Here is a 26,910-nt window from a genome sequence, read left to right on the forward strand (position 1 = left end):
CCGTCGCCGTCTCACGCCTCGGTCGGGGCTCAGGCGACGCGGCGGAGCAGCACGACGGCGTCGTCGAGCGTCGCATCGCTGCCATCCGGCGCCGTCACGGCGCGCGTGCGCAGCTCGGCGACCTCGACAGCCCAGTCGTCGCCGAGCGCGAGCTCGTCGACGATGTCGTCCGGCTGGGGCAGGTCGGCGTGTCCCGCGTGCTCGGCTGCCGAGGTCCAGGACGGCGGCGCGGCGTGGGCGACGACGAGCACGTGCCCTCCGGGCACGACGCGCGCGGCGTGCCTGCGCACGATCGCACCGCGATCGAGGCGGACGGGCGACTGCAGGAAGCTCGCCGTCACGAGATCGAGCTCGCCGTCGTCGTCCCATGTCGCGAGATCCGCCGCGATCGCGCGCACCCGGTCGGAGACGCCGGCGCGCTCGGCCGCACGCCGGGCGCGCTCGGCGGCGCTCGGCGCGATGTCGACGCCCGTCGCGTGCCAGCCCTGCTTGGCGAGCCAGACCACGTCGCCGCCCTCGCCGGCGCCGACGTCGAGCGCACGCCCAGGCGGCAGGCCGCCGACGACCTCGACGAGCGCGTCGTTCGCGTGCCGCGACCAGTGGCGTCGCTGCGTGTAGCGCCGCTCCCAGTACGCGGCGGGATCCGCGTCGGGCGAGGGCGCATCCGCATCGCCCTGCGCCGCCACCGCCGCGCGCGCGTCCGCTGCGACGAGCAGGGCGTTGAGGCCCGCGCCGGCCATGGCGCCCGCCCCCATCGCGAGCGGCACGTTGCCGAAGGGCACGACGACGTTGCCGGCGGCGACGATCCGCGGATGGCTCGTCGCACCCATGCCGTCCACCGCGAGCACGCTCGCCTGGCCCTCCTGCCGCGCGAGGCCCAGATGGGCGACCGCGGCGTCGTGCGGCACGAGGGTGCCGGCCGTGAAGATCGCGTCGAGCGGGTGCGCGACGCCGTCGACGGTGCGGACGTGGTCGATCGCGGTGCCCTCGCCGACGACCTCGGCGACCTCCGCCTCCACGAGCCGGATGCCGCGGGCGAGCATGCGCTCGCGCACCTCGTGCGGCAGGGGGCCGGCGGCGTGCACGAACGCGACGACGTCGTCGCTCCACTGCCGCAGCAGCTCGATCTGATGCACGCTCGCACTGCTCGTGGCGAGCACGCCGATCGTGCGGTCGCGCACCTCCCAGCCGTGGCAGTAGGGGCAGTGCAGCACGGTCGAGCCCCAGCGCTCGGCGAGGCCGGGGATCCGCGGCAGCGCGTCGGTCACGCCCGTGGCGAGGACGACGCCGCGCGTTGCGATCCGCGTGCCGTCGTCGAGCACGACGACGAGGTCCTCGCCGTCCTCGTCGACGCGCAGGGCCTCGGCGGTGCGGACCTCGACGCCGTACTCCCCGACCTCCTCCCGACCGCGGTGCAGCAGCTCGGCCGGATCGATGCCGTCGTGGCCGAGCACGCCGTGCATGTGCGCGGCGAAGCGGTTGCGGGGGCTGCCCGCATCGAGCACGAGCGTGCGGCGGCGAGCGCGGCCGAGCATGAGGGCGGCGGAGAGGCCGGCGGCCCCGCCGCCGATGACGATGGCGTCGTAGCGTTCCATGTCGTCCACCATCGGCCTCGCCATGAGAGGATGGCAAGCGTTCTTGCCGGATCGGCAAGGCACGATCGTGAGGAGGCGTCGCGATGGGCGCTCTGGAGCAGGTCGGTCCGCGACTGCGCGCCGCTCGGCAGGCGCGCGGGTGGACGCTCGACGAGCTCGCCGGGCGAGCCCGCATGTCCCCGAGCACGCTCTCGCGGCTCGAGTCCGGCAAGCGGCAGGCATCCCTCGAGCTGCTGCTGCCGCTCACGACGGAGCTCGGCATCCGCGTCGACGACCTGCTCGTGCGCGAGCAGCCGGACCCGCGCGTGCGAAGGCCCGTCGTGCACCGCGACGGGATGGTCGTCGCACCGCTGTCGCGGGAGCGATCGAAGGTGCAGGCTCTCAAGGTCACGTTCCTGCCCGAGCACGAGCGCGGCGAGCCCCGCGTGCACGAGGGCTACGAGTGGTTGTACGTGCTCTCGGGCAGGCTGCGGCTCGTGCTCGGCGACCGCGAGCTCGTGCTGACGCGCGGCGAGGCCGCCGAGTTCGACACGTCGGTGCCGCACTCCCTCTCGGCCGTCGGCTCGCGGCCCGTCGAGGTGCTGAGCATCTTCGACGAGACCGGAGCGCGCATGCAGACGCACACGGCAGCGCCCGTCGGTTGAGCGGGCGACGACACGCCGGATCGATGCGCGTTCATCGGCCCGACATGTCGCGAGAACACGCTGACGGGCGTCGAGCTCACGGGCGCGCAGCTGCGCGACTACCTCGAGTTCTCGGCCCGCTACTTCGTGCAGACCGAGGTCGGCGCGACGTTCGACCCCGCCACCGGCACGAACGCCGCCTACCCCGATCGCCCCGAGGGCGTGCCGGACTACAACTACGACGTCATCGCGGGCCTCGACGACGTCATCGACGTGTCGCAGCCCGTCGGATCGCGCATCGCGACCCTGAACTACCCGGACGGCTCGGCCGTGGGCGACCACGACGTCTTCGTCATGGCCGTGAACAACTACCGGCAGTCGGGCGGCGGGGCGTACCCGCACGTCGCCTCCGCGCCCGTCGTGTACGACGAGCGGCTCGAGATCCGTCAGCTGCTCATCGACTGGGCGAGCGAGCGAGGCGTCATCGACGCATCCGAGTTCTTCACGCCGAACTGGTCGCTCACGACCGACGCGCAGGTCGCGCCCACCGACCCGCCGGTCGACCCCGAGCCGAGCGAGCCCGGACCGTCGACGCCCGCGCCGACGGATGGCGCCGGCGGTGGCGACGCGGTCGCGCCCGGCGCGGGCGGCAGCGGGTCGCTGCCGCAGACGGGCGCCGAGGGCCCGCTGGGGGCCGCGCTCGTCGCGACGCTCGCGCTGCTCGCGGGCGCGCTGCTCCTCGCGCGTCGCACCCGTCGGTGCTGATCGCCGACGCGCAGGGGCCCGGCGCGTCGCGCCGGGCCCGTGTGCCGTGCCTCGTCCGTGCGCTCAGCCGATCGTGCGGCGGATGCAGCCGCGCGCGACCAGACGCGCATGCTGCAGGAACGACGGCTCCCCCGACTCGAGCCCGCGGAAGCCGAGCTCGACGAGCGCATCCACCATCGGTCCCGCGGTGTCGATCGCGACGGCCGCGAGCGCGTGCGGCACGTGATGGTCGCGCTCGAACGCGTCGACCACGGGGGCTGCGATCTCGGTCCACTGGACGCGCTCGCGCTGCGGTCCGAGGTCGACGCGGTCGCCCATGCCGATCGAGCGCACGGAGGGCTCGGTGCGGTAGTGCTGCGCGACGACGTCGACGAAGGCATCGATCGCCTGCTCGAGCGTCGGCTGCCGGATCTCGAACGCGGTGGCGAGGCGGGCGTGGAGCCGCTCGCGGCTGCGCCTGCCGAGCTCGACGAGGATCGCGACGCGATCCGGGAAGTAGCGGTAGACGCTGCCGATGGCGAGGCCGGTCTCCTGCGCGATCGCGGCGGTCGTGAGCCGCTCCGCGCCGCGCTCGTCGACGATGCGTGCGGCGGCGTCGACGATCTGCGCGACGCGGCGTGCGGCGACGGCGGTCTGCGGCGCTCGTGGCGCCGTCGCGGCGGCGGACGGCATGGTCATGGTTCGTGTCACGGTGATACCTCCGTCACCGAGACGTGACGAGGATGCCTCGTGTGACGGCTTCCTCGGAATCTGTACCCCGATGCGTCGGAGGGCGTCGTCGTCGATCACGCGACGATCGTGGCACCGCAGGACGCCGGCGTCACGCTTCGGGGGACGCGCCGCGTCCCCTACGGCAGCGCTCTGCGCGCCACGAACGCGCGATCGCCCGTCTCGGCGTCGGCGAGCGGCAGGCCGTGGCGGTCGTAGAAGCGCTGCGCGTCGACGTCGGGCTCGTCGACCTCGACCTCGAGCTCCGTGGCGCCGCGACGCGCAGCCTCGGCCGCGACGGCCTCGAGCACCGCGGCCCCGATCCCCGCGCTCCGCGCATGCGGCTCGACGTAGAGCTCGTCGAGCAGCGCGACCGTGCCCGCCCACACGTTGGGCCGCAGCGTGACGAGCGCGACCGCGGTCGGCGGCGAGCCCGCGACGATCGCGAAGGCGTCGTCGCGCGTCAGCAGGGTGGCGAGCCGCTCGGCGAGCACCTCCGCCCGCGGCGTCGGGGTCGCGAACTCGACGTTGAAGTCATGCAGGAGGCGCGCGACGTCCCGCGCATCCACGACCGTCGCGACCCGCGCATCCTCGCCCGCCATGGCTCGACGATAGCCCCGCGTCGGCCGCGACGGCGCTCGGGTCGGATGGGAGGATGGGCGCGTCCCGTCCGCACCCTCAGGAGCGCCATGCCGTCGTCGCGATCGAACCGTGCACGTGAGGCGCAGCCCCGATTCCAGCGGAACGCGCTCGCGCCGGGCATCCTCGGCGCCGTCGCGGCGTTCGTCGGGCCCGCGCTGCTCGGCCAGGGCATCCACGTCGTCGTGCTCTTCGCGGTGGCGATCCTCGCGCTCATCGTCGCCGTGTTCGCCGGCCGAGCCGGCCAGTGGTGGTGGATCCCGTTCCTCGTCGCGATGGCCGTCGCGTGGAACCCCCTCTACCCCTTCCCCATGGAGGGGCCGTGGTGGATCGGCGCGCACGTCGCCGCGGGCCTCCTCTTCCTCACGATCGGCGCGCTCGTGAAGGAGCGCGTCGAGGACTGACGCGGAATCGCCCACCTCGCGACGCGGTTGCACCTCGCATGGACGAGCGAGCGGACGAGGGCGTGCTGCTGGAGCTGTTCTCGACGTCGTTCTGCGGCGCGTGCAGGCAGACCCGCGCGATGCTCGATCGTGCGGCGAGCCTCGTGCCGGGTGCGGCGGTCGTCGAGCACGACCTCGCCCTCGAGCCCGAGCTGGGCGAGGCGCACGGCATCGTGCGATCCCCCACCGTCGTCGTGCGGTCGTCCGACGGGCGTGAGGTCCTGCGCGCCGCGGGCGTGCCGACGGTGCCGCAGGTGCTCGTCGCCGCCGAGCGGGCGCTCGTGCGCTGATGCCGAGCCACCGTTCGCCTGCGACGTATGCCGTTCGAGGACTGCATGCACGGGCGTAGCATGGTGGCTTCTGACCATGCGGGCCCATCGGGCCCATGCGACGGAGGTCCAGTGGCCGGCAACGCCACCACGCGTTTCGCGAATGCATCCCTGCTCTCGGTCGCGAGCACCCTGCCGAGCAGGGTGACCTCGTCCGACGACATCGAGGAGCGGCTCGCGCCCGCGCTGCGGCGACTGCGACTGCGCAAGGGCATGCTGCGCCGCGTCGCCGGGGTGCTCGAGCGTCGCAACTGGGCGGAGGGCGAGTCGACCGACGAGGCGACGATCGACGCGGGGCGTCGTGCCCTCGCGCAGGCGGGCGTCGACGCGAGCGAGGTGGGACTGCTCGTCAACACCTCCGTGACGCGCAAGCACCTCGAGCCGTCCGTCGCCGTGCGGCTGCACCACGGCCTCGGTCTGCCGTCGTCGGCGATCAACTTCGACGTCGCCAACGCATGCCTCGGATTCGTGAACGGCATGAGCCTCGCCGCGAGCCTCGTCGATGCCGGGCAGGTGCGCTACGCGATCGTCGTGAACGGCGAGGACGCCGACGAGATCCAGACGAACACCATCGAGCGCCTGCTCACCGCCGACGGCGACCGCGAGGCGTTCATGAGCGAGTTCGCCTCGCTCACCCTCGGCTCGGGCTCGGCCGCCGCGGTCATCGGGCGCAGCGACGAGCACCCCGAGGGCCACCGCATCGTCGGCGGCGTCACGCGGGCCGCGACGCAGTTCCACGACCTGTGCGTCGGCAGCGTCGACGGCATGTTCACGGATGCGAAGGCGCTGCTGAAGGGCGGGCTCGACCTCGTCGTCTCCGCGTGGAAGGAGGCGTCGCCCGAGTGGGACTGGGCCACGATGGATCGCTACATCACCCATCAGGTCTCCTCGGTGCACACGAACGCGATCGTCAAGGCGGCGTCGCTCGACCGCGACCGCGTGCCCGTGACGTACCCGGAGCTCGGCAACGTCGGCCCGGCATCCATCCCCATCACGCTCGACCAGCAGCAGGCGAGCCTCGGCAAGGGCGATCGCGTGCTGCTCATGGGCGTCGGCTCGGGGCTCAACACCGCGATGCTCGAACTCGCGTGGTGATCGTGCCCGCCGACGACGCGAGGACGCCGACCGCATGACGGCGCCCGCCGCGCATCCCCCTGCCGGGCTGCCCGGGCTCGACCCGCGCTGGAGCCGCATCGTGGAGGTCGACGGGCGCGGACTCGACGCCGGCGTCGTGCGCGGCTGGCACTGCCTCGACACGGCGGCGGTGCTCGAGGAGGCGCGCGCGCCGATCGTCGGCACGATCCTCGCCGTGCACGGCAACCCGACGTGGTCGTACCTGTGGCGGTCGCTCGCGGCATCGACCGTCGCCGCGGCGCAGGGCGGCGCACCCGCGTGGCGCGTCGTCGCCGTCGACCAGCTCGACATGGGCTGGTCGGAGCGGACGGGCGTGCACCGGCCGCTCGCGCAGCGCGTCGCCGACCTCGCAGCGTTCACCGACGCGATCGGGCTCGCAGGTCCCGTCGTCACCATCGGTCACGACTGGGGCGGCGTCGTCTCGATGGGCTGGGCGGTCGACCACCCGGAGTCTCTCGCGGGCCTCGCGCTGCTGAACACCGCGATCCATCACCCGGCCGGCGTGCCCATCCCCGCGCCCCTGCGCCTCGCGAGCGCGCGCGGGATGCTCGCCGCCTCGACGGTGCGCACGACCGCGTTCCTCGACACGACGCTCGCGCTCGCCTCACCCGCCCTGGCGCCCGACGTGCGCGCCGCGTATCGCGCGCCGTACGCGACGGCGGCTCGCCGCGGCGGCATCGGCGGCTTCGTCGCCGACATCCCCGCGGACGAGCGGCACGCGTCGCGGGCGGAGCTCGACCGCATCGCCGCGGGCGTCGCGGCGCTCACGGTGCCCGCGCTCATGCTGTGGGGTCCGCGCGACCCGATCTTCGGCGACCGCTACCTCGACGACCTCGTCGACCGCCTGCCGCACGCCGACGTGCACCGATTCGAGGGTGCCGGACACCTCGTGGCCGAGGAGCGCCCCTACGCCGACGCCGTCCTGACGTGGCTCGGCGAGCGGCTGCCGGACGGCGAGGTGCGGACCGCGGACGGCGCGGCCGCGGACGAGCCGGTGCCGGATGCGCCCGCGTTCGTGCCGATCTGGGCCGGGCTCGACGCGCGCGCGGACGACGACGACGTCGCCGTCGTCGACATGGCCGTGCGGGCGGGGCAGCCGCCTCGCGAGGTCTCGTGGCGGCGGCTCGGCGAGCGCGTCCGCGGCATCGCGGCGGGCCTGTCGCGCCTGGGCGTGCGGCGCGGCGATCGCGTGTCGCTGCTCGTGCCCCCTGGACCGACGCTGACGGCCGCGCTCTACGCATGCCTGCGCATCGGCGCGGTCGTGGTCGTCGCCGACGCCGGCCTGGGCGTGCGCGGGCTCACCCGCGCCGTGCGCGGCGCCTGGCCCGACGTCATCATCGGCGAGACGCCGGGCCTCGCCGCGGCCCGCGCGCTCGGCTGGCCGGGCATGCGCATCTCCGCCCGTCGCCTCCCGGCTGCCGCCCGCGCCGCCCTCGGCGTCGAGCGCAGCCTCGGCGAGGTGGCCGCGGTCGGCGCGGATGCCCCGCTGCCCGAGCCGCCGGGCGCCGACGACGAGGCTGCGATCCTCTTCACCTCCGGCTCCACGGGGCCTGCGAAGGGCGTCGTCTATCGCCACGGGCAGCTCGCCGCGCTGCGCGACGTGCTGGCGGCGCACTTCGCGATCACCCGCGACACCGGCCTCGTGACGGGCTTCGCACCCTTCGCGCTGCTCGGCCCGGCGCTCGGCACCCGGTCGGCGACGCCCGACATGGACGTGTCGTCGCCGCGCACGCTCACCGCGAGCGCGGTCGCCGCCGCCGTGCGCGCATCCGACGGCCGCATCGTCTTCCTCTCGCCCGCCGCCATCCTCAACGTCGTCGCGACCGCCGACGCGCTCACCACCGACGACCGCGCCGTGCTGGCGCGCGTCGAGACGTTCCTGTCGACGGGTGCGCCCGTCGCGCCCTCGCTGCTCGCGGCCGCGCAGGCGCTCATGCCGAACGCGACGCCGCACACCCCGTACGGCATGACGGAGTGCCTGCTCGTCACCGACGTGACGCTCGCGGGCATCGAGGATGCGGCGTCGGCGGCGGACGCGGGCGTGTGCGTCGGTCGACCCATCGGCTCGAACCGCGTGCTCGTGGCAGCGCTCGATGCATCCGGGTCGGCCTCCGGCGAGCCCTCCGCGGAGCCGGGCGTGCTCGGCGAGATCGTCGTCTCCGCCCCGCACCTCAAGCAGGGCTACGACCGGCTGGCGCTGATCGATCGGGATGCCGTGCGCGGCACGCCCTCCGACCCCCTCCGTGACGAGCGAGCCTCCGCCCACCCGCTCACCGACGAGCGAGCCTCCGCCCACCCGCTCACCGACGAGCGAGCCTCCGCCCACCCGCTCCCCGACGAGGGAGCCTCCGCCCACCCGCTCCCCGACGAGCGAGCATCCGCCCACCCGCTCCCCGACGAGCGAGCATCCGCCCACCCGCTCCCCGACGAGCGAGCATCCGCCCACCCGCTCCCCGACGAGCGAGCATCCGCCCACCCGCTCCTTGAGGAGCGAGCGCAGCGAGCGTCTCGAAAGGAGCCCACCGATCCCCACAGCCGCTGGCACCGCACGGGCGACGTCGGCCACCTCGACGCCGAGGGTCATCTCTGGATCGAGGGCCGCCTCCCCCACGTGCTCGTGACCGCCGACGGCCCTGTCGCGCCGGTCGGCGCGGAGCAGGACGTCGAGCGCGTCGAGGCCGTCCGCCGAGCCGCGGTCGTCGGCGTCGGCCCGCGGGGGCTGCACCAGGCCGTCGCGGTCGTCGAGACCGTCGAGGGCGCGCGCGCTACCGGCCTCGCCGACGTCGCGCTCGCCGCCCACGTGCGCGCGAGCACGCGCCTGCCGCTCGTCGCGGTCCTCGTGGTGCCCGCGCTGCCCACGGACATCCGCCACAACTCGAAGATCGACCGCGCGCGCCTGTCGGCGTGGGCGGATCGGCTGCTCGCGGGCGAGCGGGCGGGGGCGCCGTGACGGTGCTCGTCACCGGAGCGTCCGGCTTCCTCGGCCGCGCCGTCACCGCGGCGCTCGTCGCCGAGGGCCACGCCGTGCGCACGCTGCAGCGCCGCCCCTCGGGCGTGACCGGCGCATCCGACGTGCTCGGCACGGTCGCCGATGCGGCTGCGATCGCACGCGCGATCGACGGCGTCGACGCCGTCGTGCACCTCGCGGCGAAGGTCTCGCTCGCCGGCGATCCGGCCGAGTTCCGCGCCGTGAACGTCGAGGGCACGCGCACGCTGCTCGACGCGGCGCAGGCGGAGGGCGTGCAGCGCTTCGTGCAGGTCTCCTCGCCGTCGGTCGCCCACGCGGGGTCGGCGCTCGTCGGCGTCGGCGCCGAGCCGGCCTCGCCGGAGCACGCGCGCGGCGACTACGCACGCACGAAGGCAGAGGCGGAGCTGCTCGCGCTCGGCCGCGACTCCGCCGCGATGCCCGTCGTCGCCGTGCGCCCGCACCTCGTGTGGGGGCCCGGGGACGCGCAGCTCACCGAGCGCATCGTCGATCGCGCCCGGCGTGGTCGCCTGCCGCTGCTGAACGGCGGGACGGCGCTCGTCGACTCGACGTACGTCGACAACGCCGCCTCCGGCATCGCCGCGGCGCTGCGCCGCGCCGACGTCGCGCACGGCCGCGCGTTCGTGCTCACGAACGGCGAGCCGCGGCCGGTCGGCGACCTCATGGCGGGCATCTGCCGCGCCGCGGGCGTGCGCGTGCCGCGGTGGAGCATCCCCGCCGGCGTGGGCCGTGCCGCGGGCGCGCTCGTCGAGCGCGTGTGGGAGGTGCGTCCGGGCGAGGACGAGCCGCCGATGACGCGCTTCCTCGCCGAGCAGCTCTCGACGGCGCACTGGTTCGACCAGCGCGCGACGCGCGAGGCGCTCGACTGGGCGCCGTCGGTGTCGATCGACGAGGGGCTGGCGCGCCTCGCCGCGTCGTACGGGCGCTGAGCGCCGCCCGCCCTACAGGCCGAGCCGTCGCAGGCGGAGCCGCGCCATGTCCTGCGCGCGCGGACCGGACCCCAGGGCGCGCTCGGCGACGCGCAGGACGATCCGCGTCGCCGTGCGCACGGGCAGCCATGTGCGGCGCAGGCCGAGCATGCGCCGCACGCGCGGCGGCAGGGTCGCGACGGCTGCGGCGAAGAGCACGCGGTAGGCGACGCCCATGAGCCCCGTGAACGGCGGTCGGCGCAGGAATCGCACGACGTCGTCGACGCGCTCGTCGCGACGCAGCTCGCCGCGGTCGAGGAACCCGTCGAGCTCGGCGCGCAGCGCGGCCTCGGTGACGGGCGGATCGGTCACGCGCATGAGGCGCCCGGCGGTCGCCCAGTCGGCGACGTACGCGTCGGCGCCACCGGGGATAGCACCGCCGTACGCCTGGTGGCTGCGCAGGAACGCATCCGTGAAGGCGAGGTGCACCCACCGCACGAGGTCGGGCGCGTCGGCGCTGTACTGCTGCGTGGTGCCGTCGCCGGCGACGTACTCGCCGCGCACGCGCCGGTGGAACCTGCCCACCCGCGCCGTCTCGGCATCCGCCTGCGCCGTCGACGCGTACGTGAGCGTGATGACCCAGCGGACGGTGCCCGTGAGCCGCGCGATGGGCTCCTCGCGGTAGCGCGACCAGTCGTGCACGCCGGCGAGCGCGCCGGGATGCAGCGCCTGCAGCAGCAGCGCGCGGATGCCGGCGACGAGCGTGCCCATCCCGGCGTGCACCGTCCACGCCGGTCCGTCCTCGGCGAAGTAGCCCGCGTCGTCGCCCTCCGCGATCGCGCGCACGTAGGGCGCCATGCCCGTCGGGTCGCCCGCGAGCGCCGTGAGGAGGCGCGCGCGGATCCGCATCAGGAAGCCGGGGGCCGAGGCGGACGTCACGTTTCCAGCCTGCCAGCGCTCGTGCACGGACCTCGTCCTCGCCGACCGGGCTTGCGCGGCGGCTCCGTGCCGCCCTCGTTCGCGCCACCCGCGGACATGCACGAAGCCCCGGACCGATGCGGTTCCGGGGCTTCTCGCGGTGAGGATTCGTGGTCGGGCTGACAGGATTTGAACCTGCGACCCCTTGACCCCCAGTCAAGTGCGCTACCAAGCTGCGCCACAGCCCGTGGCATCCGATCTCGCGATCGGGCCTTGGAGAGTCTAGCCGCAGATTGGGGTGCTGGCTGACCAGATCGGCGTCAGACGTCGAAGCGGTCGCGGATGCCGGCGATGAGTCCGGGCCATGCGGACGCGAATCCGGGATGCAGCGCGAGCGCGTCGACCTCGGCGACGGGCACCCAGCGCAGCGCATCCGACTCGGCGTCGCCGATGATCGGCTCGAAGCGGCGCGTCGCGCGCGCGACGACCGTCGTATACGACCATGCGCCGAGGTCGAGCACGTGCTCGAAGAGCACCTCGAGCGCGTCGCGCGGCACCGACGCCTCCTCGGCCGCCTCACGCAGCGCGCCCTCGAGCGCGGGCTCGCCGAAGTGCCGCGCGCCGCCCGGCAGCCCCCACGTGCCGCCGTGGTGGCCCCACGCGGCGCGCAGCTGCAGCAGCACCGCATCCTCGTCGGGCAGCCACGCGAGGAGGCCGGCCGCGCCGGCGAGCCCCCAGAAGCGACGCCCGTCCGGCAGCTCGACCCACGCGTCGGCCGGATCGCGGTTCGCCGGATCCCGCAGGTGCGGCGGCGGCGGCGGACGGTCGGTCATCCCTCGACGCTAGCGCCCAGCACCCGCGGGGTGACCTCCCGCGACACGCCGTCCGACTGATTGGCGACTTCGGCACGGTTGAAGTCGCCAATCACTGGCAGGAGTCGCCAATCACCCCGGCGGAAGCCGCCAACCAGCCGGAGACGCGTCAGCGGCTCGTCGCCGACCGCACGAACGCCGCGAGGTCCGCCGCCTGCTGCACGCGCGAGGGCTCGTGCACGTACATCATGTGGCCGGCCTCGTAGTAGCGGCGCTCGATGTTCGCCTGCAGCGCCTCGGGGATCTGCAGGTGCGCCAGGTCGTCCTCCGCGCAGCCGAACGGCGTCGCGCCGTCGTAGTAGCCGAACGCGACGTGCACCTTGAGGTGGGGGTTCTGCCGCATCGCCCGCGAGAGCCGGTCGAGCACCGTCACCGACGCGTTCTCGAACTCCTTGTACGACCACTCCTGGATGACGCCGGGCCCGAACACGTGGAACGGGGATGCATCCTCCACGCCCAGCTCGGCGCGCAGGTAGTGCTGGTACGCCGCCGCGTACGGGCCGAGGATGGCGTCGATCGACGGATCCGCGTCCTGGTGCTCCGCGAGCCCCGAGGCGGCGTAGCCGGTGAAGCGCGAGTCGATGCGCCCCACCGTGAGCCCCTCGTCGCGACGCAGCTCGCCGAAGTACCGCCAGTGCTCGAGCCGCAGGTCGGCGCGCGAGACGTAGTCCTCCGACACCCCCGTGAGGCGCGCGAGGGTCGCGACGGCCTCCGCACGCTCCTGGGCCGTCAGGCGCGAGCCGCGCGCGAGCACGTACGGGTAGTCGCGCTCCGCGTACGCCTCGGCCTCCGCCACGACCTCCTGCAGCGTGCGCCCGGGGTGCTTGCCGTGGAAGTGCGCCGTCGCCGCGTAGAACGACAGGAATCGCGGGTACGCGGCGTCGGCGCCGGGCGTGAAGTCGTGCACGCCGAAGTTCAGCACCGCCGAGATGAGCATGAGCCCGTTGAGGTACATGCCCGAGCCCTGCAGGTGCTCGGCGAGCGCCGACGCGCGCGTCGTGCCGTACGACTCCCCCGCGAGCAGCTTCGGCGACAGCCACCGGCCTTCGGCGGTCACCCACTGGCGGATGATCTCGCCGACCGACTCGACGTCGGCGGTGAACCCGTGGAAGTCCTTCGCCTTCTGGCCGTCGACGACGCGCGAGTGCCCGGTCGAGACGGGGTCGATGAGCACGAGGTCGGAGACGGCGAGGATCGTCTCGGGATTGTCGGCGATGCCGTAGGGCGGCGCGTGCAGGTCGCCGGCGTCGCCCATGATGACGCGCCTCGGGCCGAGCACGCCCATGTGCAGCCAGACGCTGGCCGAGCCCGGGCCGCCGTTGAACGCGAACGTCACGGGGCGCGTGAGCGGGTCGGCGCCGTCGAGCGTGTACGACGTCACCCCGACCTGCGCCTTCGCGAGGCGGCCCTTGCGCACGCCGTCCTCGACCTCGTCGGCCCAGAGCACGACGCGTCCGGCCCTCGCCGTGTAGACGAGCTCGCCGTCCGGCGTCGTCAGCGTGTGGTGCGTCGTGACGAGCTCGTCGACGACCTTCGGGGGCGCAGGCGCGTCGGGCGCGGATGCGGTGGTGGCGGATGCGGTCTCGGGCTTCGGGGCGTCGTCGCTCATCCCCCGCAACGCTACTCCCAGCGGCGCGAGCATGCCCGACTCCCACGTACGCCGACCGCGAGCGCGCGCGGCGCGCTACGCCGCCGACGGGTGCGCGTCGACGAGGTCGTCGAGCGTCCACCTGCGGATGGGCTGCGGCGTCGCCGCCGCGAGCATCCACCACGCCCCGTCGGCCCCGTCGAGCGAGGTGACCCACGAGCCCGCCGCCTCGCGCACCTCGGTCGTCGCGACGGGGCACCACGCGCCCGGATCGAGCATCCCGGCGCCCGACGGCCACGCGCCCGGCCTCTCGACGGCCGAGATCCGCAAGCGTGCGGGTGCGGCGCGCAGGCCGAGGCCGACGGACTTCAGCACAGCTTCCTTCTGCGCCCATGCGCGGATGCGCTGGGATATGCCGTCGGCCCCCTCGGGCATCGAGCCCCGCTCGTCGGGGTGCAGCGCGTACGCGTCGAAGCCGGTCCAGAGCGCGTCGGGCACGACCTCCACGTCGACGCCGACGCGTCCGTCGGCGTCGCCCACGGCGACGAGCACGTGCGGGCCCGACGTCGATGACGAGATCGAGAGCCCGTCGACGCGCGGCTGACCATGCTGCTCGCCGCACTGCGTGCACGTGCGATCGATCGCGAGCGCTCCCGCGTCGCGCATCGGCGCCCCGGCGCGCGCGGCGAGGAGCAGCCGCAACGCTGCTCTCCCCGCGAGCGTGCGGCGAGAGTCCTCGGTGCGCAGCCTGGCGTTCGCGGCGACCCAGTCGCGATCCGACACGAGCCGCTGCACGCCGAGCCCCGACCCGGGCACGGCATGCCCGAGGCGGTCGGCGAGCGCATGCACGTCATCGACCGAGGCGGCCAGGACGTCGATCACCGCTTGCTGATCCTGCGGTACTGGGCCACGGCGATCGGCGCGAAGATCGCGATGATCGCGATGCAACAGAGGAACGCGTAGAGCAGAGCGTTGTCGGCGGGCCAGCCGCCGGCCGTCGCGAAGCCCGCCGGCGCCTCGTTGCCGAACCCCTGGCGCACGGCGGTCGCGACGGCCGTCACGGGGTTCCACTCGGCGATGACGCGCAGCGGACCGGGCAGCATGTCCGCCGACACGAACGCGCCGGAGATGAAGCAGACCGGGAAGAGCCAGAGCAGGCCGAGGCTCTGCGCCACCTCGACGCTGCGCGCCGTCATCGCGATGAACGCACCGATCCACGAGATCGCGAACGCGTAGAGCAGCAGCAGCAGGAAGACGACGACGATCTGCAGCACGTTCGCCTCGAGCCGCCACCCGATCGCGAAGCCGCACGCGACGATGACGAGGATCGAGATGACGCTCGTCACGAGGTCGGAGGTCGTGCGACCGAGGATGACGCCCACACGCGACATGGGCAGCGCCCGGAAGCGGTCGATGAGGCCTGTCTGCAGGTCCTTCGCGAGGTACACGGCCGTGAACGACGAGTTGAACGTCAGCGTCTGGGCGAGGATGCCGCCGATGAGGAACTGGCGGTAGTCGTCGCCACCGAGCGCCCCGCCGAAGACGAAGGCGAGGATGAGCACGAAGATGATGGGCTGCGCGACGCCCGTGACGAGCGCGCCCGGCGTGCGACGCACGCCAAGGATGTTGCGGCGGGCGACGATGCCGCCGTCGCGGAGGGCGCCTGCGATGCTCATGCGGCGACCTCCTCGGATGCGGCGACGGCGTCGGTGGACGTGTCGCGCTCGTCCGCGGGCTCCCCGGTCGCGGGCTGCCCCGTGATGCGCAGGAAGACCTCGTCGAGCGTGGGCTGGCGCAGCGCCGCCTCCGACACGGCGACGTCGGCGCGCTCGAGCGCATGCAGCACGGAGACGAGGCCGTCGCTGCCGTCGGCGGCAGCGCCCGTGAGGCGGCGTGCGCGTTCATCGAGCTCGGCGTCGTGGCCGGTCGAGCGCACGGCCGCGAGCGCCGCAGCAGCGTCGGCACCGGGCGCCAGCACGACGTCGATGCGCGCACCGCCTGCCTGCGCCTTGAGCTCGGTCGCAGTGCCTTCGGCGATGATGCGCCCCGCATCGATGACGGCGATGGAGTCGGCCAGCTGGTCGGCCTCCTCGAGGTACTGCGTCGTGAGCAGCACGGTCGTGCCGCCCGACGCGAGCGACTCGATCGCATCCCACGTGTCGCGGCGTCCGCGCGGGTCGAGGCCCGTGGTCGGCTCGTCGAGGATCACGACGGGCGGGCGGGCGACGATGGCGCCGGCGAGGTCGAGTCGGCGGCGCATGCCGCCGGAGTACTGACCGGCGTGACGCGTGTCGCCGACGTCGTCGAGGCGGAAGTCCCGCAGCAGCTCCCGCGCTCGCGCCTTCGCCTCGCGACGTCGCATGCCGTACAGCTCCCCCACCATCGTGAGGTTCTCGAAGCCGGTGAGCTTCTCGTCGACCGCGGCGTACTGGCCCGAGACGCCGAGGCGTCGTCGCACCTCATGGCCCTGGGTGAGCGCAGAGTGGCCCGCGACGATCGCCTCGCCCTCGTCGGGGTCGAGCAGCGTCGTCAGCACGCGCACGGTCGTCGTCTTGCCGGCTCCGTTGGGCCCGAGCAGTCCCTGCACGGACCCCTCCGGCACCTCGAGGTCGACGCCGTCGAGGGCCTGGTGATCGCCGAATCGCTTGCGGATGCCCTGGATCGAGATCACGAGGCGACGCGGTCGCGCTCGGCGACGGGCGTCACATCGAGCCAGTGCTGTGTCACGTAGGCGAGGCTCTCGTCCTTCGACGCGGGGCCGAAGACGGCGACCCATCCCTTCGGCACGTCTGCGAACTCGGGCCACAGCGAGTGCTGGTTCGCCTCGTTCACGAGCACGCGGAAGGTGCCGTCCTGGTCGTCGAAGGGATTCGTCATCGTCTGCTCCACTCGTCTCGGGGTCGCTCTGATCTCGTCGTGGGTGGTTCGGGACGCGGCAGGAGATGGTTCGAAGTCGAACGAGGCTCAGTGCTCGGGCGTGTCGCGGGTGCCGCGACACGCCCGAACGCGTCACGCGCGGTCGAGGAGATCGTCGAGCACGGGGCCGAGGTCGTCGAGCGCGCGGTCGGAGAGCATGTCCTGGTGCCGCACGCCGACGATGCTCGAGGTCACCTCGCCGGTCGTGAACGGCGCCCACGCCTCCGGCTCCGGTCGGTCGGCGGGCACCTGCTCGGTGGCTGCGAACACGTGCATCGCACCGTCGAACGTCGGCACGTCGGCGGCGTCGAGCAGCTCGCCGAGCCGCAGGAACCGGCGCACCATGCGCTCGACGGCCTCGGTCGGCACGTCGGCGAGCGGGCTGCCGGCCTCCTCGAGCAGCGCGAGCACGCGGTGCACGTCGAGGTCGCCCTCGGGCGGCGCGACGCCGTTCGCGTCGAGGAACCCGCGCCACATGTCGTCGGGATGCGCGACGCCGTCGAGCGCCGAGCCTTCCGTGGGGTACGCATCGAGCACGGCCAGCAGCGCCACCTCGTCGCCCTCGGCCTGCAGGCGTGCGGCGATGTGCTGCGCGAGCCGACCGCCGAACGAGAAGCCCGTCAGATGGTACGGCCCGTGCGGCTGCTCGGCCCGGATGGCCTCGACGTACGCATCGAGCAGCTCGTCGAACGACTCGGCGGTCGGCGGCTCGGGCTCGTCGGGCGCGATGCCGGGCATCTGCACGCCGAGGATGGGGCGCGACGTGCGCAGCCTCGAGACGTACGACGTGAACTTCCACGCCACGCCGCTCGCAGGGTGCACGGCGAACACCGGCTCGCCCTCGCCCTCGCGGCGCAGGGGCAGGATCGTGCGCAGGCTCTCGGCGACGTCCGCGCCGCCGGAGGCGACGAGGGCGGCGAGGCCCGCGACCGTCGGCGCCTGGAACAGCGCCTGCACCGGCAGGCTCGCACCGAGCGCGGCGTTGACGGCCTGGATGGTCGGCTGCGCCACGAAGGAGTGGCCGCCGAGCGCGAAGAACGAGTCGTCGGCGCGCACGTCGTCGACGCCGAGCGCCTCCGCGAACGCCGCGGCGACCGCCACCTCGGCGTCGCCCTCGGGGGCGCGTCCATCACCACCCCCGGTGCGCAGCTCGGGCAGCGCGCGCGCGTCGACCTTGCCGTTCGGGGTGCGCGGCACCACGTCGATCGCGGCGACGCCGACCGGCACCATGTAGTCGGGCACGCGGTCCCGCACGCCGTCCACGAGTCCGTGGGCGAGCGCCTCGCCGTCCTCGCCGGCCTCGGCGACGATCCACGCGCCGAGGGCGGCACCGCGGGCGGTGTCGACGGCGCGCACGACCGCCTCGGCGACGCCGTCGACGCCGCGCAGCAGCGTCTCGACCTCCCCCGGCTCCACGCGGTGGCCGCGGATCTTCACCTGGCCGTCGCTGCGGCCGAGGGAGACGACGCTCGGCCGCTCCCCCGCATCCGCGTCGCGCACGACGACGAGGTCGCCCGTGCGGTACATGCGGCTGCCGTCGGCCGCGAAGGGATCGGCGACGAAGCGGTCGGCGGTCGTGTCGGTGCGGCCGGCGTAGCCGTGCGCGAGCTGCGCTCCGGCGAGCCAGAGCTCGCCGACGCTGCCGACGGGTGCGGGCCGCAGCCTGCCGTCGAGCACGTAGCCGACGACGTCGACCGTCGTCGCGCCGAGCTCCGGCCGCTCGGCGTCGGCCACGCGCGCGACCATCGAGTCGACGCCCACCTCGGTGGGGCCGTAGAGGTTCCAGGCATCGACGGCCGAGCGCTCGCGCAGCCACGTCCAGAGGCCGGCGTCGAGCGCCTCGCCGCCGAGCAGCATCGTGAACGGAGCGGATGCGTCGCGCCGGTCGAGCACGTCGGCGAGGCTCGTCTGCGCCGCGAGCGCCGCGACGTAGCTCGGCGTAGTCTCCCACGCGTCGATGGCGCGCTCGTCGAACAGCACCGTGAGCGCCTGCGGGTCGCGGCGCGTGGCGTCGTCGACGACGTGCACCTCGTGGCCGGCGGCGAGCCAGACCACGGGGTCCATCGCGGCGTCGAAGCCGACGCCCGTCGTGTGCGCGAGGCGCACGCGTCGCTCCTCGGCGTCGGGCAGCAGCGTCGCTCGATGGCTCGCGAGCAGGCTCGCGAGCGCGCGGTGCGGCACCTGCACGGCCTTGGGCTCGCCCGTCGTGCCCGACGTGAAGATGAGGTACGCGGGCGCGTCGAGCGCGGCGTCGACCCGGTCGGTGGGCTCTGCGCCCGCCAGGTCGTCGACGAGCACGACGTGGTCGCTCGACAGCTGCGCATCCGCCGCCGCTGCGGTCGACACGTCGTCGATGCCCGCATGCACGAGGAGTCGCGCCCGTGCGGTGCGGAGCATCGACACGACTCGCTCCTGCGGGAGCTCGGCGTCGATCGGCGACACGACGGCGCCCGCGTGCCAGACGGCCAGCAGCGCGGCGATCGTGTCGGCCGAGCGCGGCAGGCGCAGCGCCACGACATCACCGGGCACGACGCCCGCGGCGACGAGGCCGCCGGCGAGTCGTGCGACGCGGTCCGCGAGCGCGGCGCCGTCGAGCGTCGCATCGGGCGCGACGATCGCCGGCTCGTCGGGGCGGGCTGCGATCGACGCGGCCAGCGCGTCGAGCAGCGCGGGTCGCGCGTCCGCGTCCGAGCCCCACGCGGCGAGGATGCCGGCGCTCGGCTCGACCACGGCATCCCGCAGCCGCTCGCGCGGCGCCTCCGCTGCAGCCGCGAGGAACGCGATCCAGCGGTCGACGAGGCCGCGCGCGGCACGGTCGCTGAACATCGCGGCGTCGTGCTCGAGCACGCCCTCGACGTCGCCCGAAGGCTGCGGGCGCAGCGTGAACGACAGGTCGACCTTCGCCGCCCCCGTCGTGTCGGGCTCGATCGGCGTCGTCGCGACGCCCGGCAGCTCGAGCGCGACGCCCGAGGGCTCCTCGACCGACAGCATCGTCTGGAACAGCGGATGCCTGCCGAGCCGGCGCTCGGGCGCCATCGCCTCGACGATGCGCTCGAACGGCACCGACTCGTGCTCGATCGCGTGCAGCGTCGCGGCTCGCGCGCGCCCGATCGCATCCACGAGCGTCGGCGCGTCGGTCAGGTCCATGCGCAGCGGCAGCGTGTTCACGAAGAAGCCGACGAGCTCGGCGACGTCGGGATCCGTGCGGCCCGCCGATGGCGAGCCGATCACGACGTCGTCGCCGGCGCCGATGCGGTGGAGGTACCCGGCGAGGCCCGCGAGCCACGCGTGGAACCCGCTCGCCTGCGCCTGGCCGGCCGCAGCCTGCACGGCGGAGGCGACGTCGGCGGGGATCGTGAAGCGCACCTGCCGCGCGGCCCGCGTTGCGGACTCCGGGCGTCGCCCGTCGGCGGGCAGCTCGAGCTCGTCGGGGATGCCGGCGAGCCGATGCGTCCACGCCTCGAGCGACGCGTCGTGGCGGGCGCCGTCGCGGTCCTCGAGCGCACGCTGCATGCGTGCGAAGTCGGCGTACTGCACGGGCAGGGGATGCTGCAGGCGCGCCGTGCCGCCCGCTCGGGCGGCGTAGGCGGTCGCGACGTCGCGGGCCAGGGGTGCGAGCGAGGCGCCGTCGGTGGCGATGTGGTGGATGACGAGGTCGAGGCGCCACCGGCGCTCCCCCGTCTCGACGAGCGCGGCCCGCACGGGCTGGTCGCTCGCGAGGTCGAAGCCGGCGGACGTGTCGATCGCCTCGGTGCCGAGCACGCCGGTGCGGGCCTCATGGATGCGCTGCACCGGTCGGCCGTCGACCTCCGGATACGTGGTGCGCAGCACCTCGTGACGCGCGACGAGGTCGTCGATCGCATGGCCGAGGGCGTCGACGTCGAGGTCGCCCTCGAACGACGCCTGCAGCACGACCGAGTACTCGGCCGACGTCACGTCGAGGCGGTTGAGGAACCACAGGCGCGCCTGGTTCGGCGAGAGCGGCAGGGTCTCGCCGTCGACGCGCGGGTGCTCGGCAGCCCACGCGCGCAGGGCCGGGACGGCCTCGGCACGGCTGCCCGCATCCGCCGGCCCGGCACCCGATCCGATGGCTGCGAGCAGCCCGGCGGGCGTCGGGGCGTCGAAGACGGTGCGCAGCGGCAGCGTGGCACCGAGCTCGTCGCGGATGCGACCCATGAGCGACACCGCGAGCAGCGAGTGGCCGCCGAGCGCGAAGAAGTCGTCGTCGAGCCCCACGTCGTGCACGCCGAGCACGTCGCCGACGATGCGGCACATCGTGCGCTCGTCGTCGGTCTCGGGCTCGCGCGAGCCGCCGGTCGCCGTCGGCTCGGGCAGCGCCGCGACGTCGACCTTGCCGTTCGGCGTCAGCGGCATCTCGGCGACGACGGCGATCGCCGTCGGCACCATGTAGTCGGGCAGCTCGGCGGCCGCGGTGCGACGCACGGCATCCGCATCGACGTCGCCGGCGACCCACGCGACGAGGCGCGCGGACTCCGCATCGCCGACGACGCGAGCCACGGCGCTGCGCACGCCGGGCGTGCGCTCGAGCGCGCTCGCCACGTCGCCCACCTCGATGCGGTAGCCGCGCAGCTTCACCTGGTCGTCGTCGCGGCGCAGGAACTCTAGCTCGCCCGTGACGCGTCTGCGCACGACGTCGCCGGTGCGGTACATGCGGGTGCCGTCGCCGTGAGGGTCGGCGACGAAGCGTCCCGCCGTCTCGGCGGTGCGGCCGCGGTAGCCGTGCGCGAGCGTGACTCCCGACAGGTACAGCTCGCCCTCGACGCCGTGCGGCACGGGCTGCAGGAAGCGGTCGAGCACGCGCGCCGTCACCGTGGCGACGGGCGTGCCGATGTGCACGGCGCCCGGCTCGATGCGGGCGACGACGGCGTCGACCGTCGACTCGCTCGGGCCGTAGAGGTTCCACGCGTCGACCGCGTCGGATGCGGCGAGCCGGTCCCAAAGCGCCTGCGGCACGGCCTCGCCGCCCACGGCGACCGTCAGCGGCGCGCGGCGGTCGGCGACGGCGTCGAGCAGGCCGACGGCGACGAGCTGCTGCGCGTACGACGGCGTCGTCTCGAGCACGTCCACGCCGTGGTCGGCGATCGCACGCACCACGGCCTCCGCGTCGGTGCGCGTCGCGTCGTCCGCCATCTCGAGCGTCGTGCCCGCGACGAGCCACAGGATCGGATCCCACGCGGCATCGAAGCCCAGGCCCGCGAGGTGCAGCATGCGCGGCGTGCCGGCGACGCGGTCGCGCACGGCGGCGATCATGACGTCCTCATGCTGCGCGAGCACGGTGGCGAGCGCCGAGTGCGCCACCTGGACGCCCTTCGGCGCACCCGTCGTGCCCGACGTGTACACGAGGTATGCGGCGTCGTGCGGCGCAGGTGCGATCGGCACGGCGGCGTCGGCACCGGCGGCGTCGACGTCGGCGACCGCGACGACGCGCGGCGCGTCGGCGAGCTCTCCGTCGGCGACGATGCGCGCTGCGCGCTCGGCGTCGGCCGTCACGACGACGGCCGGCTCGGCGCCGACGAGGATCTGCCCGATGCGGGCGTCGGGGTAGGCGACGTCGACGGGCACCGCGAGCGCACCGGCGCGCAGGGCGCCGAGCACGAGCGCGATGGCGTCCGACGAGCGCGGCAGCGCGACCGCGACGCGATCGCCGCGAGCGACGCCGAGGGCGGCGAGCCCGGCCGCCAGGCGATCGACGCGCGCGCCGAGGTCGGCGAACGTCGTCGTGCCGTGGGCGTCGACGAGCGCGTCGACGTCGGGCTGCGCCGCGACCGTGGCGGCGAGTCGGTCGAGCACGGTGCCCGACACCTCGAGCGCGCGGCCCGTCGACTGCTCGTCGAGCACGCGCACGGTGGCCGCGTCGACCGAGGGGATGTCGGACACGCGGCGGTGCGGCGCGTCCACGAACCCCGCGAGCACGCGGTCGAGGGCGTCGCGCATCCGCTCGGCCGTCGTCTCGTCGAACAGCGCGCGGTCGAAGCCGAGCGTCGCGACGAGCGCGCCGTCGTCGCCCTCGGGCGTCGCGACGTCGATGAGCAGGTCGGCCTTGACGCCCGCGCTCGTGGCCTGGCCGGGCACCGTCACGGCGACGTCGCCGAGGTCGAGGGATGCGGGCTCGGTCGACTGCAGCGTGAGCAGCACCTGGAACAGCGGTGGCCGATCCGCGACGCGCGGCGGACGCAGGGCGTCGACGACGGCGTCGAACGGCACGTCCTGGTGCGCGTACGCCTCGGTGTTGCTCGTGCGCACCCGCTCGAGCAGCTCCTCGAGCGTCGGGTCGCCCGCGAGCGACGTGCGCAGCACGACCGTGTTCACGAAGAAGCCCACGAGGTCGTCGAGCTGCGGGTCGGTGCGGCCGGCGACGGGCGTGCCGACGACGACGTCGGAGCCTGCGCCCTGCTGCTCGAGCATGGCGGCGACGGCGGCGTGCAGCACGATGAAGAGGCTCGTGCGGTGCTCGCTCGCCAGCTCGCGCACGGCGGCGTGCCGCTCGGCGTCGAGCGTCAGCGCGACCTCGCCGACGCCGCGCTGCGCGGGATCGGTCGGGTCGGCGGCACCGCGGGCGCGATCGCGCGGCAGCGAGATCTCGTCGGGCGCACCGTCGAGCACGCTGCGCCAGTGTGCGAGCTGCGTCGACAGCTCGCTGTCCGGGTCGTCGGCCGAGCCGAGGTGCTCGCGCTGCCACAGCGCGAAGTCGGCGTAGTCGACGGCGAGGGGCGCCCAGCCGGGCTCCTCCCCGGCCGCGCGGGCGGCGTAGGCGGTGCCGAGGTCGCGCGCGAACGGCGCGAGGGACCAGCCGTCGGAGGCGATGTGGTGCATCGTCGCCACGAGCACGTGGCGCTCGGGCGCGACGCGCAGCAGTACGGCGCGCAGCGGCGTCTCCACCGTCACGTCGAACGGACGCATGGCCTCCTGGCGCACGACGGCCTCGACCCGCTCCTCGGGCACGTCGACCGCCGTGAACGGCGGCGCGGCGTCGGCTCCCGACAGGATGCGCTGCACGGGCTCGCCGTCGACCAGCGGCGTGACGGTGCGCAGCGGCTCGTGCCGCTCGGCGACGTCGACGAACGCGGCGCGCAGCGCGGCCACGTCGAGCGGACCGTCGAGGTGCAGCACGACGGGGATCGAGTAGGCGGCCGAGTCGGGCTCGAGCCGGTTCAGGAACCACAGGCGACGCTGCGCGAGCGACACCGGCAGCGGGTCGGGGCGCGTGGCGCGCGAGAGTCGCGACGGCCGGTCGTCCACGCCCGCGTCGCCCGCGCGCTCCGCGAGCGCGGCGACCGTCGGCCGCTCGAAGACGTCGCGCACGGTGATCTGCCGCTCGAGCCGCTCCGAGAGCGTCGACGCGAGTCGCGTCGCGAGCAGCGAGTGCCCGCCGGCGGCGAAGAAGTCCTCGTCGATGCCGACGGCATCCACCTCGAGGGTCTCGGCGAAGGCCTCGGCGACGATGCGCTGCACCGTCGTCTGCGGCTGCTGCGCCGGGTCGGCGCTCGAGCGCTCCGGCGTCGGCAGGGCGCGGCGGTCGAGCTTGCCGTTGGGGGTCATCGGCAGGTCGCTGAGCGCCATGATCGTCGACGGCACCATGTAGTCGGGCACCCCGCGGCGCATCGACTCGCGCACGGCGGCACCGAGGCCGTCGAGGTCGCCGTCGGCGGTGACGTAGCCGACGATGCGCGCCGTGGCGCCCTCGCCGTGCACGACGGCCGCCGCGCGCGTCACGCGGTCCTGGCGGCGCATGGCCGCCTCGACCTCGTCGAGCTCCACGCGGTAGCCGCGGATCTTCACCTGGTCGTCGATGCGGCCCACGAAGCGGATCGAGCCGTCGCGTCGGCGGCGCACGACGTCGCCCGTGCGGTACATGCGCGAGCCGTCGTCGGCGAACGGGTCGGCGACGAAGCGCTCGGCGCTGAGATCGGGCCGGCCGACGTATCCGCGGGCGACGTTCGCGCCCGCGAGGTACAGCTCGCCGACGGCGCGGTCGGGCACGGGCGCGAGGCTCGCATCGAGGATGTAGTGCCGTGCGTTGCGCACCGAGGCACCGATGTGCGGCTGCACGCCGGGCTCGATGACGGCGATCAGGCTGTCGACCGTCGTCTCGGTGGGGCCGTAGAGGTTGACGGCGTGGATGTCGTCGCGCGCTGCGAGCGCATCCCAGAGCGCGGGGCCGACGGCCTCGCCGCCGAGCGCGATCTCCGTGGGGTGCCGGTCGGCGTCGAGCATGCCGGCGGCGATGAGCGCCTCGGCGAACGACGGCGTCGTCTCGATGGCGTCGATGCGGCGCTCGGCGAGCAGCCGCACGAGTCGCTGCGGGTCGCGTCGGGCGTCGTCGTCGATGACGTGCAGCTCGTGGCCGGCGAAGAGCCACAGCAGCGGATCCCACGCGGCGTCGAACGACAGGCCTGCAGTGTGCGCGACGCGCACGGGGCGTCCGAGCCGCTCGGCTGCGGGCTCGAACATCTCGGCGCGGTGCTGCTGGAAGAGGTTGCGCAGCGCGATGCGGTCGACGCCGACGCCCTTGGGTCGACCGGTGCTGCCGGAGGTGAACACGACGTAGGCCAGGTCGTCGTCGGCGGCCACGGGCAGCGCCGCCGGGTCGGCGGTGGCCCGGCGCCACGTCGCGGTGTCGGCGTCGACCGCGAGGGTCGGCACCGCCCAGTCCGCTCCCGCGGCGCGGTCGCGCTCGAGCTGCCCCGTGCTCGTGAGCAGCAGCACGGGATCGGCGTCCTCGACCATGCCCGCGACGCGGTCGATGGGGTACTCGGGGTCGAGCGGCACGTAGGCGCCGCCCGCGCGCAGCACGGCGAGCACGAGCATCGGCAGCAGTGCGCTGCGCTCGATGCGCACGGCGACGCGTGCGCCGGGGCCGACGCCCTGCGACACGAGATGGTGCGCGAGGCGCGTGGCATCCGCGTCGAGCATCGAGAACGTCGCCATGCCGTCCTCGGCGACGACCGCGGGCTCGTGCGGGCGCTGCGCGGCGACGGCGGCGAAGGCCTCGAGCACGGTCTCGCGCTCGATCGGAACCTGCCGGCCAGCGCCTCGCTCGAGCAGCGTCGACGCCTCGTCGGCGCCGAGGATGGACGCGTCCGTCACGACCAGGCCGTCGTCGTCGAGCGCGTCGCCGACGAGCGCCAGCAGCCGCTCGGCGTGCTCCCGGAGGCTCTCGGGCGTGTGGAGCTCGGCGTCGCCCTCGAGCTGCAGCGTGGCGTCGGCGGCGTCGCTCGCGAGGCCGGAGAGCACGATCGACAGGTCGTGCACGGGGCCGGTCGACAGGATGCGCACCTCCCCGGTCGCCGCACCGAAGCGCAGCGCGTCGATGACGGGCAGCAGGTTGACCGACGGGCCCGCGAACGTGGGCGCGCTCGCCACGCGCTCGACGCGGAAGCGCTGGTGGCGCACGGCGCCGCGCACGACGTCGCCCGCGTGGGCCACGACGTCGCCCACCGTGGCAGCGGGGTCGACGTCGACGCGCAGCGGCAGGATGCTCGAGAGCATCGACGGCGTCGTCTTCGCGACCGAGCCGCGACGCGCCGTCACGGGCAGGCCGAGCGACACGCGCGTCTCCCCCGTCACCTTCGCCATGTACAGCGCGATGACGCCGACGACGGTCTTGGGCAGGTCGCGGCCAAGGCCGGCGAGGCGCTCGACGAGGGCGTCGTCGAGCGGCACCGACACGCGCACGACGCGCGAGGCGACGCCGTCCGCCGATCCCTCCAGGCCCTCGACGACCGCGTCGTCGGCGAGCGCATCGGTCCAGTACGCCTCGTCGGCGTCGCGCTGGTCGGACGCCTCGTACGCGTCGAGCGACGCGTGCAGCTGGGCGAGCGACGGCAGCGGCGAGGGGATGCGCGCGGCGACGCGCGCCACGACGCCGTCGACGAGGTCGAGGACGCGGCCGCCGGGCGTGAAGCGCGCGAGGCTCGTGTAGACGCCCGCGAGGTAGCGCAGGGCGACGACGGCGCCGTAGCCGTCGAGCAGGATGTGGTGCACGCGCTGGAAGAACAGCGAGCGGTCGCCGTCGAGGCGGAAGAGGATGGCGCCGAACAGCTCGTCGCCCGTGAGGTCGCGCGGCGTGGCCATCTCGACGTCCATGCGCTCGCGTGCCCGCGCGAACGCGTCGTCGGCGTCGAGGTCGCGCAGGTCGACGACCTCGAGCAGGTCGTCGGTGGGCGCCGGAGGCTCGGCGATCGCGTAGGGGCCGTCGCCGTCGTCGCGCAGGCGCAGGTGCACGGCCTCGAGGTCGGCGACGATCTTCGTGACCGCGAGCCGCATGAGCGCGGGCTCGATGCGTCCGCGCAGGTCGAGGTACTGCCCGATCTGGTACGTCGGGTTCGCCTCGTCGAGCTGCTGCGCGTACCAGATGCCGCGCTGCGCCGCCGTGAGCGGGACGCGAGCGTCGTCGCTCGGGGTGTCGGTCGATCGGTCGTTCGTGGGCGTCGTGCTCGTCACGGATGGCGCTCCTGAAAGACGC

The 26,910-nt window shown here is 74.6% G+C and carries 18 protein-coding genes and 1 tRNA gene; 7 read left to right on the top strand and 12 right to left on the bottom strand.

Annotated features, from left to right (window positions below):
- Positions 1-29 precede the first annotated feature (29 nt).
- Positions 30-1,595 carry an FAD-dependent oxidoreductase gene (locus C1N71_RS08955; protein WP_137756076.1) on the bottom strand — a complete coding sequence of 522 codons (1,566 nt, stop codon included), beginning with the start codon at positions 1,593-1,595 and terminating at the stop codon, positions 30-32.
- A gap of 83 nt (positions 1,596-1,678) precedes the next feature.
- Between C1N71_RS08955 and C1N71_RS08960 the strand changes: the two genes are divergently transcribed.
- Both C1N71_RS08960 and C1N71_RS08965 read left to right on the top strand, forming a co-directional pair.
- On the top strand, positions 1,679-2,239 hold the full coding sequence (locus tag C1N71_RS08960) for a helix-turn-helix domain-containing protein (protein WP_137756077.1): 561 nt from the start codon (positions 1,679-1,681) through the stop codon (positions 2,237-2,239).
- 90 nt (positions 2,240-2,329) lie between these two features.
- Positions 2,330-2,983 carry a 5'-nucleotidase C-terminal domain-containing protein gene (locus C1N71_RS08965; RefSeq protein WP_254678158.1) on the top strand — a complete coding sequence of 218 codons (654 nt, stop codon included), beginning with the start codon at positions 2,330-2,332 and terminating at the stop codon, positions 2,981-2,983.
- 63 nt (positions 2,984-3,046) lie between these two features.
- Here C1N71_RS08965 and C1N71_RS08970 read toward each other — a convergent pair whose 3' ends face one another.
- Together C1N71_RS08970 and C1N71_RS08975 are read right to left on the bottom strand one after the other, a co-directional pair.
- The gene (locus C1N71_RS08970; RefSeq protein WP_137756079.1) at positions 3,047-3,661 is read right to left on the bottom strand and encodes a TetR/AcrR family transcriptional regulator; all 615 of its coding nucleotides are present in this window, start codon (positions 3,659-3,661) and stop codon (positions 3,047-3,049) included.
- A gap of 170 nt (positions 3,662-3,831) precedes the next feature.
- Positions 3,832-4,293 carry a GNAT family N-acetyltransferase gene (locus tag C1N71_RS08975; protein ID WP_137756080.1) on the bottom strand — a complete coding sequence of 154 codons (462 nt, stop codon included), beginning with the start codon at positions 4,291-4,293 and terminating at the stop codon, positions 3,832-3,834.
- Positions 4,294-4,380: 87 nt separating this feature from the next.
- Here C1N71_RS08975 and C1N71_RS08980 point away from each other — a divergent pair, with 87 nt between their 5' ends.
- From C1N71_RS08980 to C1N71_RS09005, 5 genes are all read left to right on the top strand, one after another.
- Complete coding sequence (locus tag C1N71_RS08980) at positions 4,381-4,734, top strand: DUF6804 family protein (protein WP_137756081.1); 354 nt, start codon at positions 4,381-4,383, stop codon at positions 4,732-4,734.
- A gap of 38 nt (positions 4,735-4,772) precedes the next feature.
- Complete coding sequence (locus tag C1N71_RS08985) at positions 4,773-5,063, top strand: glutaredoxin family protein (RefSeq protein WP_254677960.1); 291 nt, start codon at positions 4,773-4,775, stop codon at positions 5,061-5,063.
- A gap of 111 nt (positions 5,064-5,174) precedes the next feature.
- Positions 5,175-6,197: a 3-oxoacyl-ACP synthase III gene (locus C1N71_RS08990; protein ID WP_368074092.1), complete on the top strand. Its 1,023-nt coding sequence runs from the start codon at positions 5,175-5,177 to the stop codon at positions 6,195-6,197.
- Positions 6,198-6,231: 34 nt separating this feature from the next.
- The gene (locus C1N71_RS08995) at positions 6,232-9,186 is read left to right on the top strand and encodes an alpha/beta fold hydrolase (protein WP_254677961.1); all 2,955 of its coding nucleotides are present in this window, start codon (positions 6,232-6,234) and stop codon (positions 9,184-9,186) included.
- Positions 9,183-10,151 (top strand): NAD-dependent epimerase/dehydratase family protein, encoded by a 969-nt coding sequence (locus C1N71_RS09005; protein ID WP_137756083.1) that lies wholly within the window; start codon positions 9,183-9,185, stop codon positions 10,149-10,151. The genes C1N71_RS08995 and C1N71_RS09005 overlap by 4 nt, the downstream gene beginning before the upstream one ends.
- Before the next feature lie 12 nt (positions 10,152-10,163).
- Here the strand turns inward: C1N71_RS09005 and C1N71_RS09010 are convergent, their stop codons facing one another.
- From C1N71_RS09010 to C1N71_RS09050, 9 genes are all read right to left on the bottom strand, one after another.
- Entirely contained in the window at positions 10,164-11,039 is an 876-nt protein-coding gene (locus C1N71_RS09010; RefSeq protein WP_137757284.1) for an oxygenase MpaB family protein, read from the bottom strand.
- Between the two features lie 180 nt (positions 11,040-11,219).
- Positions 11,220-11,296 (bottom strand) — tRNA-Pro (locus C1N71_RS09015).
- 72 nt (positions 11,297-11,368) lie between these two features.
- A complete protein-coding gene (locus C1N71_RS09020) occupies positions 11,369-11,881 on the bottom strand; it encodes an NUDIX domain-containing protein (protein WP_137756084.1) in 513 nt (170 codons plus the stop codon).
- A 148-nt stretch (positions 11,882-12,029) separates the two neighbouring features.
- The gene (locus tag C1N71_RS09025) at positions 12,030-13,529 is read right to left on the bottom strand and encodes a S10 family peptidase (RefSeq protein ID WP_137756085.1); all 1,500 of its coding nucleotides are present in this window, start codon (positions 13,527-13,529) and stop codon (positions 12,030-12,032) included.
- A 75-nt stretch (positions 13,530-13,604) separates the two neighbouring features.
- Positions 13,605-14,390 (bottom strand): 4'-phosphopantetheinyl transferase family protein, encoded by a 786-nt coding sequence (locus C1N71_RS09030; RefSeq protein ID WP_137756086.1) that lies wholly within the window; start codon positions 14,388-14,390, stop codon positions 13,605-13,607.
- A complete protein-coding gene (locus tag C1N71_RS09035) occupies positions 14,387-15,184 on the bottom strand; it encodes an ABC transporter permease (RefSeq protein WP_137756087.1) in 798 nt (265 codons plus the stop codon). Before C1N71_RS09035 ends, C1N71_RS09030 begins: the two co-directional genes overlap by 4 nt.
- Positions 15,181-16,179, bottom strand: a complete 999-nt coding sequence (locus C1N71_RS09040; RefSeq protein ID WP_137756088.1) for an ATP-binding cassette domain-containing protein — start codon at positions 16,177-16,179, stop codon at positions 15,181-15,183. The genes C1N71_RS09035 and C1N71_RS09040 overlap by 4 nt, the downstream gene beginning before the upstream one ends.
- The gene (locus C1N71_RS09045; protein ID WP_137756089.1) at positions 16,176-16,385 is read right to left on the bottom strand and encodes an MbtH family protein; all 210 of its coding nucleotides are present in this window, start codon (positions 16,383-16,385) and stop codon (positions 16,176-16,178) included. Before C1N71_RS09045 ends, C1N71_RS09040 begins: the two co-directional genes overlap by 4 nt.
- Before the next feature lie 132 nt (positions 16,386-16,517).
- Positions 16,518-26,888: a non-ribosomal peptide synthetase gene (locus tag C1N71_RS09050; RefSeq protein ID WP_254677963.1), complete on the bottom strand. Its 10,371-nt coding sequence runs from the start codon at positions 26,886-26,888 to the stop codon at positions 16,518-16,520.
- Positions 26,889-26,910: the final 22 nt, after the last annotated feature.

Origin of the sequence: Agrococcus sp. SGAir0287 (assembly GCF_005484985.1) — a bacterium.
GTDB lineage: Bacteria > Actinomycetota > Actinomycetes > Actinomycetales > Microbacteriaceae > Agrococcus.